This is a genomic window from Enterococcus montenegrensis (assembly GCF_029983095.1).
In the GTDB taxonomy this organism is placed as follows: Bacteria; Bacillota; Bacilli; order Lactobacillales; family Enterococcaceae; genus Enterococcus_C; species Enterococcus_C montenegrensis.
In genome coordinates this window covers 55,948-69,030 of record NZ_CP120467.1, presented here as the reverse complement: position 1 = coordinate 69,030, position 13,083 = coordinate 55,948, and the positions used below count along the sequence as shown (strand labels likewise).

Genomic DNA, 13,083 nt, shown 5'->3' with positions numbered 1-13,083 from the left:
TTTATTTTTATCTATGAAACTAACAGAAAATAAGCGGCAAGTCAACAGCTGCAATTGTTTACGTAATATTCTGAAAATTCATCGTAACGCCTTTAGACAATGTTCGGAAATTACTTAAACAAAAAAACTGACCGGAATAGTTTTTCCAGTCAGTTTTAGCGACGAATTAATTTTTGGGAATTGTAAGGGAACCTTCGATATTGTATTTTTTCTTCAAGTACCAGCGTAATGCAAAGACAGCGGCACCTAAAACCAATTGGATAAATGGATCCAACACAATATTGTATGGCAACATTGCGCTAACCGTAAAGACTAAAATCCATAAGAAGAATACAGGAACTAAAATTAACATTGTTTTCCATAATTTCGGCCGTTTGCTCTTATCTGCCCCTGGACGTTCATATTGGTAAATGTATTTATACATTAAGTAAAATGCATAACCCCCAAATAATGAGGCAATAATCAATGTCAATAAGCCGTAAGTTTGTTGTCCACTATTTTTCGTGAACAGGCGCATTAAGCCTAACATTACCGCAAACAAACCAAAGATAAACATCGCATTATCTGCCCACATTAAAAGTGGTTTGGTTTCTTTTTTAGGTTCTGGCTTGGCCAAAATAGCTTCTGTCCGTTCTGAAACCGTCCCAAATAATTGGCGCGCGGTTTTCCCGCCTTTTTGTTCTTTGACTAAAACCGGCAGAATTTCATTTAAAGCTGTTGCCATTTCTGCTTCGGATAAATTCGCTGCTTCTAAAGATTTCTTCAAATCAAAAATATATTGTTGGTTACGTTTGGTCAATTGCGGTTCTAATTCGCGATTTTGTGCAACCATTGCGCGTAGTGCTTCTGCATCCATGAATGACTTCCTCCTGAACTTCTTTTACAAAGGGCATTTTAACATATTGCAGCCAAGATGACACCGTTTTTTTAAACGTTAAAACGGAATAACATGACATCGCCATCTTGTACGACGTAATCTTTGCCCTCCAAACGAACCCGACCAGCTTCTTTAGCCGCGTGCATATTGCCGTATTTATCCAAATCTTCAAACGAAACTGTTTCCGCCCGAATAAAGCCCCGTTCAAAGTCGGTGTGGATAATTCCCGCTGCTTGTGGCGCTTTAATTCCTTTGCGGAAGGTCCACGCCCGCACTTCTTGTTCACCGGCAGTAAAGTAAGTTGCTAAGCCTAATAAATCATAAGCTGCACGAATCAATTGATCCAAACCAGATTCTTCAATTCCAAGTGCTTCTAAAAATTCAGCTTTATCTTCATCGTCCAATTCAGCAATTTCTTCTTCTGCACGGGCACAGACAACGATCACTTCTGCATTTTCTGTTGCCGCAAAATTCCGGACTTCTTGTACATAGTGGTTATCATCGGCATTAGCTACATCGTCTTCTGAAACATTGGCCACATATAAAACAGGTTTTGTTGTTAATAAGAATAAACTTTTCACGATTTTTTGTTCATCATCGGAAAATTCAATGCTACGAGCAGATTGGCCTTCTTCTAAAACCGGTTTGATTTTATCCAACACCGCTAATTCCGCTACGGCATCTTTGTCTTTTGTCTTCGCGATTTTAGCAATGCGAGTGTATCTTTTATTAATCGATTCCAAGTCGGCTAAAACAAGCTCTAAATTAATCGTGTCGATATCTTCTAATGGATCAACCCGACCTTCAACGTGGGTGATATTGTCATCGTCAAAACAACGCACAACGTGACAAATCGCATCTACTTGGCGAATGTGGCTTAAAAATTGATTTCCTAAACCTTCCCCTTTGCTGGCGCCTTTTACAATACCGGCAATATCAGTAAATTCAAAAGTTGTCGGCACCGTTTTTTTCGGATGCACAAGTTCTGTCAACCGTTGTAAGCGCCAATCTGGCACTTCAACCATTCCCACATTTGGATCAATTGTTGCAAAAGGATAGTTTGCAGCCTCTGCACCTGCTTTTGTGATTGCATTAAATAAAGTTGATTTCCCAACGTTGGGTAACCCAACGATTCCGGCAGTTAAAGCCATTTTCTTCACTCTTTCTTTTTTTAATTATAAAGTTGAATGAGCTTGTTTAGAAAAGGAGTAATAAGACAGAAAACGAAAAAGCTGCTCTTTAGCTTGGGAGTTTTCTTGCTTTGGTAAGCCTTGGAAACGAACTCGCTACGACAATAAGTTGAAATTTCGAGAAATTTGAAAAGCAATTTATCAAAATTCCACCTTATTGCTTGAGAGTTAAACACGTTTACAAAGCTCTCATGTCTTATTATCGACTTTTCTAGCTCATGAAACTGGATTATTTTTCGGGCGCTTTTTCCAGTATTTTTTTCATTTTCTTCTCAAAATCGCGGCGGGTCATCATGACGATGTGGCCACAATTGGTACACTTAATTTTAATGTCAGCACCCATCCGAATAATTTCCCAGCGGTTGGCTTGGCAAGCATGGGGCTTTTTCATTTCCACGATGTCACCTAAATCGTACATTTGAATCCTCCTCGTTTTAATAAAAATTTGGTTTTAACGATAGCTTAGGCCTCGTCAAAGCGAATATCTAAAATATCCAAAATACGGGTCAAATCTTTTTGCGATAAATATTCAATCTCGATTTTTCCTTTGCCGTCTTTTTCTAAAATTTCCACATTCGTACCGAATTTATCCATTAAACGGTCTTCGCCTTCTCGCAAGTAGTAAGGTTTTTCTTTGACCACGCGGGGTGGTGTTTTTTTCTCAACTTTTTTCTCGTTTAACGTATTTACCAACTGTTCTAACTGACGGACGGTCAAGTTTTCCTTCACACAGCGATTGGCTAATTTTAAAATTTGGCTTTTATCTTTTAGCCCCAATAACGTCCGCGCTTGCCCCATTGAGAGGCGGTCATCTTGTACCATTTCTTTAACCAGTTTCGGTAATGTCAACAATCGCAGATAATTGGCGATATACGGACGGCTTTTACCTAAACGTTCCGCTACTTCCGCTTGCGTTAATTTCAAGTTTTTCATTAGCATCTCATAGGCTTCCGCTTCTTCCAGCGGATTTAAATCTTCCCGTTGCAAGTTTTCCAAAACGGCCACTTGCATCATGGATTCTTCGTCAAAATCTCGAATAATTGCGGGAATTGTTTCTCTTTGCGCTAATTTTGAAGCGCGAAAACGACGCTCACCGGCAATAATTTCATAGCCTTTTACTGCCGATTTGCGGACAATAATCGGTTGGAACACACCGGAACGTTCGATAGACGCGGCTAATTCTTGCAAAGAAGACTCATCAAATGTTTTGCGCGGTTGGTAAGGATTTGGGCGCAATTCACTTAAAGGAATATCGACAACTTCCTCGGTTTTTACATCTACTTCTTCTAAATCTTGCAAGTCCTGAAACAAAGCGTCAATGCCCCGACCTAAACCTTTTCCTTTATTTTTCACGGGTCAACACTTCCTTTGCTAGTGCTTGATAAACTTCGGCACCTTTTGAACTTGGATCGTAGTCAATAATCGATAAACCATGACTTGGTGCTTCTGAAAGCCGCACATTGCGGGGGATAATTGTGTCATAAACTTTTTCTTGGAAATAACGGCGCACTTCTTCCACTACCTCAGCTCCAAGATTGGTTCTGGCGTCATACATCGTTAATAAGACCCCTTCGATTTCCAAACCAGGATTGAAATGTTTTTGCACCAAACGCACGGTGTTTAGTAATTGGCTCAAGCCTTCTAAAGCGTAATATTCGCACTGCACCGGAATCAAAATCGAATCACTCGCCGTAAAGGCGTTGATCGTCAAATGTCCCAATGACGGCGGACAATCGATGAAAATAAAATCGTAATCATCTTTGATTTCTTCTAGTGCTGATTTTAGCCGTGATTCGCGGGCCATCATGGAAGTTAATTCGATTTCAGCACCTGCCAACTGAATCGTTGCTGGCACAATGTCCATATTTTCCCGTGAACTTGGTAAAATTGCTTCTTTAATCGGTTCTTCATTCACTAAAACATCGTAAATATCTTTGGCTACATCTGGCTTGCGAATGCCCATACCGCTGGTGGCATTACCTTGGGCATCAATATCGACTAACAATACTTTTTTACCAATAAAAGCCAAACAAGCTCCTAAATTGACGGTTGTGGTCGTCTTGCCGACGCCACCTTTTTGATTTGCCACAGAAATAATTCGTGCCATTCTCTTGTCTCCTTTAATAAAAGTTGAAACGGCTTGTTAAAAAAAGAAGGAATAAGTCGGAAAAATTAGAAAGTCGCTTTCTGACTTTTTCATTTTTTTGCTTATTACCGGCTTTTTTAGCCGTTGAAACTAGATACCATAAAAGTTGAATGAGCTTGATCGGAAAATGAGGGACAAGAACAAAATAGACGGCTGACGTTTTTTTGTCAGATGGTTATTTTTGCTTGTCTCCGATTTTTCCAGCTCATGAAACTAGATACAATAAAAGTTGAAACGGCTTTTTTTTCACCGTTTAAAGATAAAAAGCTGTCCAAAATAAAACAATTTTGCTATCGTTTTACCGCTATTTTAACGGCTGCTTATTGGGCGTGCCGGGTTTGCGGGGGTATTTTTTGGGCGTTTCTTTTTTCTTTTGGATCACCAAAATGTGTCGCGTATCACCATTGGGCAAAGCAAGCTCTTTATCTTCAATGAACTTGCCACCAAGTGTCGCAATCGCGTTTTTAGCTTCTGATAATTCTTCCTCTGATTTTGCCGCTTTTAAAGCAAAGAAAAAGCCGTCTTTTTTCACCAAAGGCAGACACAATTCCGCTAAAACATTCAGACGTGCCACTGCTCGAGCCGTGACATAATCAAATTGAGCACGAAATTGTGGGTTTTGCGCGAAAGTTTCGGCGCGATCGTGATAAAAATCAACCCCCGTCAAATTCAAACTTTGTGCTAAATGATTTAAAAAGGTAATTCGTTTATTAAGAGAATCGACGATAGCGACTTTTAACCCAGGAAAAGCAATCTTCAGTGGAATGCTGGGAAATCCCGCTCCTGCGCCAACATCACAAATAGCAGCCTCTGCTTTTAAATCCACTGCCACACCAAGTAAAATCGAATCGTAAAAATGCTTCAAGTAAACTTCTTTTTTTTCAGTAATCGCCGTTAAATTCATTTTTTCATTCCACTCGACTAACAGCTCGTAATATTTTTCAAACTGTTGCATTTGAGTAGAACTTAATTCAATGCCTTTTTGGGCCAACTGCTGCTGAAATTCTTCTGGTAACATGGCCTTTTCCTTTCTTTTTTGTGAAACAAATTTTTGTTTCACGCTTTCTCTACTTTAACGCAAATGGAGGTTTTTCGCAATGGGAGGAATTGAATTTTAAAGGCTTGTTTAAGGTAAAAAAAGAACCGCCAACATTTGGCGGGTGATAATTTTACCAACCTATGAATTCATCGTTTCAAAAACGATGCGATGTACTTTTTTCATCGCTTTTTTTTGGAAATCATCTGAAGAAGTTTTTTTCCGGTCGGCTAAATCACAGACTGCCCTTATGGAAATAAAGGGCACTTGATTCAATTGACAACATTGCGCCATTGCACCAGACTCCATGTCCACGCAATCTACTGCAAAATTAGAATGGATTTTTTCGGCCAGCTCTTTACTTGAAACAAATCCTTCTCCCGTTCCAAAAATTCCAACTTGAATTTCTTTATTAGCGTGTAAGAATTGTGTCAGTAATTTTGTATCTGCGTCAAAATATAGATGCCGAGGAAATTTGCCGATAGCTTGTTTTTTGCGAATATCATAATGACAATACTTACTTCCAACATACACAGCCAAAAGCTCACTTTGTGATGTGATACCGCCACAAACACCGAGATTGATAATTGCATCTGGGACAAATTTCGTAATCAAAAACTGCGTGTACATCGCTGCATTGGTTTTTCCTTGCCCAGTTGCTAAAAAGATATACGTATTTTCACCTTTTACTGTGTAAAAATCTCGCTTCAAAAAAGTTTCTTTCGTAACAGCAGTAAACTTAGCTATTAGCTCTTCAATTTCTAGCTCCATTGCAGCTACAAATGCAATTTTCATTCTTAATCACCTCATCTATCTTTTAGTTTACTGTATTTTTAAAATTCTTGTGCCAGTTTTTCATCCACTGCTAAAATAATTTTCCCCTTGGCGCGCCCAGAAGCTAAATTATCGATGGCTTTTTGAATTTCGGCTAGGGAAATAACGCTGTCGATGATTGGTTGTAATTGTTTTGCTTCAATTAGTTTGGTTAATGCAGCTAGTTGGTTGCCGTCTGGCCGCATAAATAAAAAGTCATAGGACACATCAGTTTTTTTGGCTAATTTGGTAATGGGATAACTGGCAATCCCTAAAGCTATTTGCTTCCATAAGGGGAGATTATAATTTTTTGCAAAAGCATAATTAGGCGTACCCGACAAGGTCACGACTTTACCGCCAGGCTTCACGATTTTAAAAGCATCCTTTAAAATATCGCCCCCCATGGTATCGAAAACAAAATCGTAGTCTTTTAATTTTTCGGCAAAATTTTCACTACGATAATCAATTACCTCATCTGCACCAAGACTTTTTACAAAAGCTCGATTTTTTTCACTCGTTGTTGTAGCAACGTACGCGCCGGCAAGCTTTGCCAATTGAATGGCAAGTGTTCCAATCCCGCCAGAACCTGCTTGAATTAAAATTTTGTCTTGCGGTTTAATTTTCATCACTTCATGTAGGGCTTGATAGCTGGTTAAAGCAACTAAAGGAATACTGCTGGCTTTGGCAAACGTCAGATTTTTGGGTTTCAAGGCGACATCTTTCACATCTACAGCTATATACTCCGCAAAAGTTCCGATGCGATTTTTTTGCACCCGACCATAAACAGCATCGCCAACCTGAAATTTTTTTACTTGTTCCCCTCGCGCCACCACAATACCAGCAAAGTCGCTGCCTAAAGTTAACGGCATTTTATAACGAAGGAGCAACTTCATTTTGCCGTCTTTTGTTTTTAAATCAATCGGATTAATACTAGCGGCAATGACTTTTACAAGTAAGTCCTTCTTGCCAATTCTAGGTAGTGGCTGCTTTTTTAAACCAATTTTTTCACCGTAATTTTCAATTTGTGCTGCAATCATTGTATCTTTCATCATTTATCCTCACACATCGTTTATTCGTTTAAACTTTTAAACCGTTTAAAACTGACCATAGCCTAACGCAGAAATTTTTTATCGTCAAGAATTTGAAACGCACCTAAAATTCACCGAGCAGATTTTGGCAGATACCCCTTAATCTGCGTTATTTTCTCCCTTTTCCTAAGTTAAAAAAATTGACTTTTTTTTAAGTCTTTGGTTTAATGGTTTAAAAATATCGACCAAAGGAGTTTGCTCATGTCCCCTGATTTAACAAATTTGAAACAAGAATTTACCGAAGTCAGCGATTTTTTAATCGCATTGGGCGATGAAAAACGCCAAGCAATTATTATTGCTTTGCTGCAAGATAAAGCTTGTGAGGGATTGCGGGTGAATGATTTGACTACGGCCACCAATTTATCACGACCGGCAGTCTCCCATCACTTAAAAATTTTAAAGCAAGCTAACTTAATTGATTATCGCCAAGAAGGAACCAAAAATTACTATTACTTATCCCACGAAACAACGCAAATTGATAAATTACAAGCATTGCTAAGTCACGTCAGTCAAATTATTGAAAAGGCGGGAAGAAAATGAAAGTATTGATTGTATTAACGAACACAACCCATTATGGTAACACAGAAGATGCCACTGGCTTATGGTTAGGTGAGGCCACTGAATTTGCAGCCGAATTGCAAAAACACGGCATTTCTTATGATTACGTCAGTCCCAATGGCGGATATGTCCCCATTGATCCCCGCAGCATGAAATATACGAATGAAGAAATCATGGACTTTTATAATACAACCGACTTTAAACAGCGGGCGCTAGCAAATTCCCTGCCGCTGGAAGTTGTCGACCCCAAAAATTATGATGCGATTTATTTCACCGGTGGTCATGGTGTGATGTGGGATTTTCCCAATAATGATACCCTGCACAAACTTGCCTTAGATATTTACAAACAAGGTGGCTATATAACTTCTGTCTGCCATGGTGTCGCCGGACTTTTGAATTTACAAGATGATGCAGGCAACTATTTAATTACAGACAAAAAAATCACCGGTTTTACCACCAGTGAAGAAATTTTAGCCGGCAAAAAAAGCGTCGTGCCCTTTTTAAATGAACACGTCGCCAAAGAACGCGGGGCGCATTTTCAAAAGAGACGGCCCTATAGCGAATTTGCCCTCCAAGATGGACAATTTATTACCGGACAAAATCCTTTTTCTGTTAAAGCCGTGGCGAAACTTTTGCTTGAAAATTTTAAGAAGTAGAGAGTTAAAATTACCTCACCAAAAAAGCGAGTCCCTATTGTAGCAACCGCAAAATTAGCTTTCGGCTAATTTATCCGGTCTGCTCAAATAGCGGACTCACTTTTTTTAATCTTTTCCTGCTGCTAAAATACTTTCCAGTAAGGATAAAACACGGCGAACTTCACTGTTTTTTACAATTGGGGTGGCATTATGCACAACAACATCGTAAAAATTCGCATAAAAACTTGGATAAGGGGATTCTACTTTAGGAAAAGCCAATTTTTCTGTGGCCTCCTCTTGTGGTGGTGCCATCGTTTTGGTTAAGCCCACGCCGGCTTGAATGGGTTTTGGTGCAGCGATTTCCTGTTGTGTACGCCGCATGATTTCACCGTTTAACGCCCAGTCAGAGATTTTCGCGGTTCCATTTAAACCTTTGACATACCAGCGCGGTAAGGTGACATAGTTTGTCGTTCCGACTTCAATGATCACTTTAACGCCATTTTCAAACGTCAAATAACTATGAAACCCGTCATCCACCTCATCGCCTAAAATGTAACTTAAGTCGGTGTGAATATATTTAATTGGACTGTCAATTAAAAAAAGTAGTTGATCAAATAAATGAACGCCCCAATCTAAGAGCATACCACCACCATGTTTTTTCAAATGACGCCAGTCGCCGGGAATACCGTTTGCTCCTTGAACCCTTGATTCAATTTGGAATAAATCTCCCAGTGGTTTTTCTTGATAGAGTTTGCGAATTAATAAAAAATCTGGGTCCCAGCGTCTGTTTTGGTGGACCATGAAGACTTTTTCGACACTTTCTGCCACCGCTAAAATTTCATCTAATTCTGCTGTATTCATCGCCACTGGCTTTTCACAAACGACGTGTTTTCCTGCCTTTAAAGCCGCAATCGCCAAGTCTTTGTGACTGTCGTTAGGCGTTGCGATTAAAACTGCCTCGCTTTTTTCATCTGTTAAGAGCTCCTGTAAACTCCCATAAGCAAAAAAACCGTCTGCTTTTGCTGCTTCATTGCGTTCGGGTAATAGATCGTAAACACCTTTTATCGCCACAAGTTCTTGTGATTGCGGCATGATGGTCGTGGCGTGGTAAGAACCCATTCCGCCATACCCAATAATGGCAAATTGTAATTGTTTCATTTTTGCACTCACTTTCTTTTGACGTCTTTTTACCACAATAACGTCTTATTTTGTCCGCCTTTTTTTCCTAGTAATCCGCATTGTAATTTACGCCCACCACATATCAGTTGGTGTATCGCAAATCATGACCGAGCGTAAATTCGTGACTGCCCGTTGTAAGCCTTCATCAATTGACATCAACGGATCTTCATGCTCAATGCTCAATACGTAGTCATAACCTTGCAAACGCAAAGCAGAAACAATATCAGACCAAACTTTCAAGTCGTGACCACAACCAACAGAACGGAAATTCCACGAACGAGTTTTAACATTGCCGTATGGCTGCATATCCGTTAAGCCGTACATATTAATATTATCTTGATCTAAAAATGTATCTTTGGCATGGAAGTGGTGAATAGCACCCGCGTTGCCTAAAATTTTGATTGCCGCGACTGGATCAATGCCTTGCCACCATAAATGGCTAGGATCTAAATTACAGCCGATCGCTTTGCCCGTTGCTTCCCGCAAACGCAACATCGTGTAAGGGGTATGGGCTAAAAAGCCACCGTGTAATTCAATCCCGATTTTCACGCCAGCACTTTCGGCGACAGTATTAATTTCTTGCCAGTAAGGAATTAACTTTTGCTCCCATTGATAGTTATAGCTGTCGCTATATTCTGTTGGCCACGGTAAAACCGGCCAGTTTACTTGCGTATCCGTGGCATTCCCGCCGGCAACACCAGAAAAACCATTGACCACTGGTACGTTCATTAACTGAGCTAATTTAATGGTTTTTTGTAAAAGTTCGTCCGCTTCTTTTGCCACTTGCGCCACTGGTGAAATTGGATTGTGGTGGCAGCTTAAAGCCGAAATGCTCAGTCCTTTATCGGCTAATTTAGCCAAATATTCTTTGCGACTATCTGAGGAGGCTAATAATTGCTCAATATCTAAATGGGCAGAGCCCGGTGATCCCCCGGTGCCGATTTCCACTGTTTCCAAGCCATAGCTGGCGACTTTTTCAATCATTTCGTCAAAGTTTAAATTATTAAATAAGGGGGTAAAAACGCCTAATTTCATTGTTATCATCCTTCCGGTTTGTTTTCTTTTAATTTGGTAAAGTTAAAAATTATTGTTCAAAATAAACAGGTTCTCCTGTCGCCGAAGATTCATACATTGCTTCTAAAATTTCAGTGACGACTAAAGCCTGTTCAGGTTTTACTAAAGGTGCTGTGTCATTTAAAATGGCATCGATCCACGCTCTTGCTTCGTTATATGCGGGATCATCTGCGGCACCATCGTAAAAATCAACGCCACCTGGCTCCAATTCAATTTTCTTTTCATACAACGTGCTGTGATCCTCACCATTAATGGTTAGCCCATCATTCATATCTGCGCCAGCTTTTGTGCCACACAATGTTGTCTTTGCCTCTTTAACATCCAAAGAATTTAACGCCCAGCTTGCTTCTAAGAAAATGGTGGCCCCATTTTTCATGGTGATAAAACCAAATGCGCTGTCTTCCACTTTATATTTTTGTGGATCCCAAGCGCCCCACGCATTTGCCGCATTTTCAAGCTCCGCTAATTTACGATAGGCCGTACCCACGACAAATTTTGGTTCATAATTATCCATCATCCACAAAGTCAAATCCAAAGCATGGGTTCCAATATCAATTAAAGGTCCGCCACCTTGCGCTTTTTCATCTAGAAAAACACCCCAAGTCGGGACAGCCCGCCGGCGAATTGCATGAGCTTTCCCAAAATAAATTTCTCCCAATTCTCCTTCTGTACAAATTTCTTGCAAATATTGGGCATCCTTACGAAAGCGATTTTGATAGCCGATCGTCAACTTTTTCCCAGTCTTTTTTGCCACTGCCACCATTTCCTTTGCCTGTGCGGCAGTTTTAGCCATCGGTTTTTCACACATTACATGACACCCGGCTTCCATCGCCGCTACTGAAATAGGGGCATGAGAATTATTTGGCGTCAAAACGTGCACTAAATCCAAATCAGAAAAAGCCAACATCTCGTTATAATCCGTAAAGACTTGGGCCGTTTCACTCCCATATTTTTCACAGTTTTTTTCTGCGCGCTCTTTTATCAAATCACAAAAAGCAACTAGCTCAACTTCCTGAATTTTAGCTAAAGCGGGTAAATGCTTACCCTCAGCAATCCCACCACAGCCAATAATGCCAACTTTTAAACTCATAATTATTTCTCCTTTTTGGAAACGTTTTATTTTCTTCATTATAAAAAACAACCACACAAAATTCTTCCCGCATCCGTAACTAAAAATTCCCACATTTTATCTTTTAAAAAAAATAAATAAAGTATACTAAGAAGAAAAGCGGAGCAAACTTGCCAGTCTTTAAAAAATAAGCGCGGAATTTGCGAAAATTGTTTTTCAAATTTTTGAAAAGTTCGCCTTATTTCTTGAAAGACTAGTTTGCGTAGCTAGATTAAAAAGAAAAGCTTCAAAAACGCGTTTAGCTCACAAGCAATAAGATGGAATTTTGATAAATTGCTCCTCAAATTTCTCGAAATTCTAGCTTATTGTCTTAGAGCGCTCGTTTTTGCAGCTGAATCTAGAAAAACGAAAGGTAGCGTTTAGCTCGTTTTAAAAAATATCAGAAATTCGGATAGCCAAAATTTTAAAAAGCGGAGGAAAATTATGAGTTTGTATCTTGAAATACCGGAATTACATAGTGCTTTTCCTTTTCGGACGTTTATTAATGATGGTTGGGAAATCGTCTATCCCCATTGGCATAAAGAAATTGAAGTGATTTATTGTTTGACAGGGACAGTGAAATTGGGGGCCTTTGGGGAGATTTTTGAATTGGCAGAAGGGGAGATTTTTTTCTTTCCCAGTGGCGAGCCCCACTTTTTTCTTGCCTCCCCGGATAGTAAGCGTATTGTTTTTCAGTTTGATCTGCGTTTTTTTTATGAGCAAAACAATCTCGTCACCTCCGATCGCACCTTACTCCAGCTTTTTGATGAAGCGCCCAATTATAGCCAGCAGTGGCCCCTTTTGGCACAAAAAAATCTGAATCACCTGTTGCGGGAGATTTTTGACTGTCAAGAAACAAGGCACGAGGGCTGGCAATATGGTGTGACGGGGCTTTTGACGCAATTTATTTATGCCTTATATCAACTGCCGAAAAAACCGAATGTAAAACAAAATACTGCTAAAGAAAATCTGAAAAGTCGTGAAACCCTCGAATTATTGGATCAAATTTTTGAATATGTTGAAGCTAATTTTGACTCTCCTATCACGTTAGCGGCTGCAGCTAAACAGGTGGGCTTTAGTCAAACATACTTTTCCCGCTTTTTTAAACAAAAGGTGGGACTGCCCTTTTCTCAGTATTTGAAAGAATATCGCATCGAGCAGGCCAAGTTTTTACTAGCTACAGAACAGTTGCCCATGAGTGATGTCGCGGCTAAAGCTGGCTTTGCCAACGTCAAAACCTTCCATCATGTTTTCAAAAAAACCGTTGGCTGTGCTCCTTTGCAGTATCAAAAGCAATTGACTTAAACTATTTTAAGCGGTAACTGATCAGAAAATAAACGCGACAGCCCTTAAAAAAAGGCGAAATTTAGAAAGTTTGC

Annotated in this window: 14 protein-coding genes; 3 read left to right on the top strand and 11 right to left on the bottom strand. The window is 39.7% G+C overall.

Annotated elements, in window-relative coordinates; translation table 11 throughout:
* Nucleotides 1-166: 166 nt before the first annotated feature.
* The 8 genes from P3T75_RS00300 to P3T75_RS00265 form a co-directional block, all read right to left on the bottom strand.
* Complete coding sequence (locus tag P3T75_RS00300; RefSeq protein WP_206902894.1) at nucleotides 167-856, bottom strand: DUF1129 domain-containing protein; 690 nt, start codon at nucleotides 854-856, stop codon at nucleotides 167-169.
* Between the two features lie 71 nt (nucleotides 857-927).
* Nucleotides 928-2,028: a redox-regulated ATPase YchF gene (ychF, locus tag P3T75_RS00295; protein ID WP_206903057.1), complete on the bottom strand. Its 1,101-nt coding sequence runs from the start codon at nucleotides 2,026-2,028 to the stop codon at nucleotides 928-930.
* Nucleotides 2,029-2,296: 268 nt separating this feature from the next.
* Nucleotides 2,297-2,485: a DUF951 domain-containing protein gene (locus tag P3T75_RS00290; protein WP_071865595.1), complete on the bottom strand. Its 189-nt coding sequence runs from the start codon at nucleotides 2,483-2,485 to the stop codon at nucleotides 2,297-2,299.
* 44 nt (nucleotides 2,486-2,529) lie between these two features.
* Nucleotides 2,530-3,420, bottom strand: a complete 891-nt coding sequence (locus tag P3T75_RS00285; RefSeq protein ID WP_206902895.1) for a ParB/RepB/Spo0J family partition protein — start codon at nucleotides 3,418-3,420, stop codon at nucleotides 2,530-2,532.
* On the bottom strand, nucleotides 3,410-4,174 hold the full coding sequence (locus tag P3T75_RS00280; RefSeq protein WP_206902896.1) for a ParA family protein: 765 nt from the start codon (nucleotides 4,172-4,174) through the stop codon (nucleotides 3,410-3,412). Before P3T75_RS00280 ends, P3T75_RS00285 begins: the two co-directional genes overlap by 11 nt.
* A gap of 343 nt (nucleotides 4,175-4,517) precedes the next feature.
* Nucleotides 4,518-5,231, bottom strand: coding sequence for a 16S rRNA (guanine(527)-N(7))-methyltransferase RsmG (gene rsmG, locus P3T75_RS00275; RefSeq protein WP_282462618.1), 714 nt, complete (start codon nucleotides 5,229-5,231; stop codon nucleotides 4,518-4,520).
* 159 nt (nucleotides 5,232-5,390) lie between these two features.
* Entirely contained in the window at nucleotides 5,391-6,044 is a 654-nt protein-coding gene (gene mtnN, locus P3T75_RS00270; RefSeq protein WP_282461921.1) for a 5'-methylthioadenosine/S-adenosylhomocysteine nucleosidase, read from the bottom strand.
* Between the two features lie 38 nt (nucleotides 6,045-6,082).
* Nucleotides 6,083-7,099 (bottom strand): NADP-dependent oxidoreductase, encoded by a 1,017-nt coding sequence (locus tag P3T75_RS00265; RefSeq protein ID WP_282462617.1) that lies wholly within the window; start codon nucleotides 7,097-7,099, stop codon nucleotides 6,083-6,085.
* A gap of 252 nt (nucleotides 7,100-7,351) precedes the next feature.
* Here P3T75_RS00265 and P3T75_RS00260 point away from each other — a divergent pair, with 252 nt between their 5' ends.
* Both P3T75_RS00260 and P3T75_RS00255 read left to right on the top strand, forming a co-directional pair.
* The gene (locus P3T75_RS00260) at nucleotides 7,352-7,690 is read left to right on the top strand and encodes an ArsR/SmtB family transcription factor (protein WP_282461920.1); all 339 of its coding nucleotides are present in this window, start codon (nucleotides 7,352-7,354) and stop codon (nucleotides 7,688-7,690) included.
* Nucleotides 7,687-8,364 carry a type 1 glutamine amidotransferase domain-containing protein gene (locus P3T75_RS00255; protein ID WP_282461919.1) on the top strand — a complete coding sequence of 226 codons (678 nt, stop codon included), beginning with the start codon at nucleotides 7,687-7,689 and terminating at the stop codon, nucleotides 8,362-8,364. Before P3T75_RS00260 ends, P3T75_RS00255 begins: the two co-directional genes overlap by 4 nt.
* A 105-nt stretch (nucleotides 8,365-8,469) precedes the next feature.
* On the opposite strand, the gene P3T75_RS00250 is transcribed toward P3T75_RS00255, so the two are convergent.
* The 3 genes from P3T75_RS00250 to P3T75_RS00240 form a co-directional block, all read right to left on the bottom strand.
* Nucleotides 8,470-9,501 carry a Gfo/Idh/MocA family protein gene (locus P3T75_RS00250; RefSeq protein WP_282461918.1) on the bottom strand — a complete coding sequence of 344 codons (1,032 nt, stop codon included), beginning with the start codon at nucleotides 9,499-9,501 and terminating at the stop codon, nucleotides 8,470-8,472.
* An 87-nt stretch (nucleotides 9,502-9,588) separates the two neighbouring features.
* Nucleotides 9,589-10,557, bottom strand: coding sequence for a sugar phosphate isomerase/epimerase family protein (locus P3T75_RS00245; RefSeq protein ID WP_206902903.1), 969 nt, complete (start codon nucleotides 10,555-10,557; stop codon nucleotides 9,589-9,591).
* A 49-nt stretch (nucleotides 10,558-10,606) separates the two neighbouring features.
* Complete coding sequence (locus P3T75_RS00240; RefSeq protein ID WP_282461917.1) at nucleotides 10,607-11,686, bottom strand: Gfo/Idh/MocA family protein; 1,080 nt, start codon at nucleotides 11,684-11,686, stop codon at nucleotides 10,607-10,609.
* Between the two features lie 462 nt (nucleotides 11,687-12,148).
* Here P3T75_RS00240 and P3T75_RS00235 point away from each other — a divergent pair, with 462 nt between their 5' ends.
* Nucleotides 12,149-13,009: an AraC family transcriptional regulator gene (locus P3T75_RS00235; RefSeq protein ID WP_282461916.1), complete on the top strand. Its 861-nt coding sequence runs from the start codon at nucleotides 12,149-12,151 to the stop codon at nucleotides 13,007-13,009.
* Nucleotides 13,010-13,083: the final 74 nt, after the last annotated feature.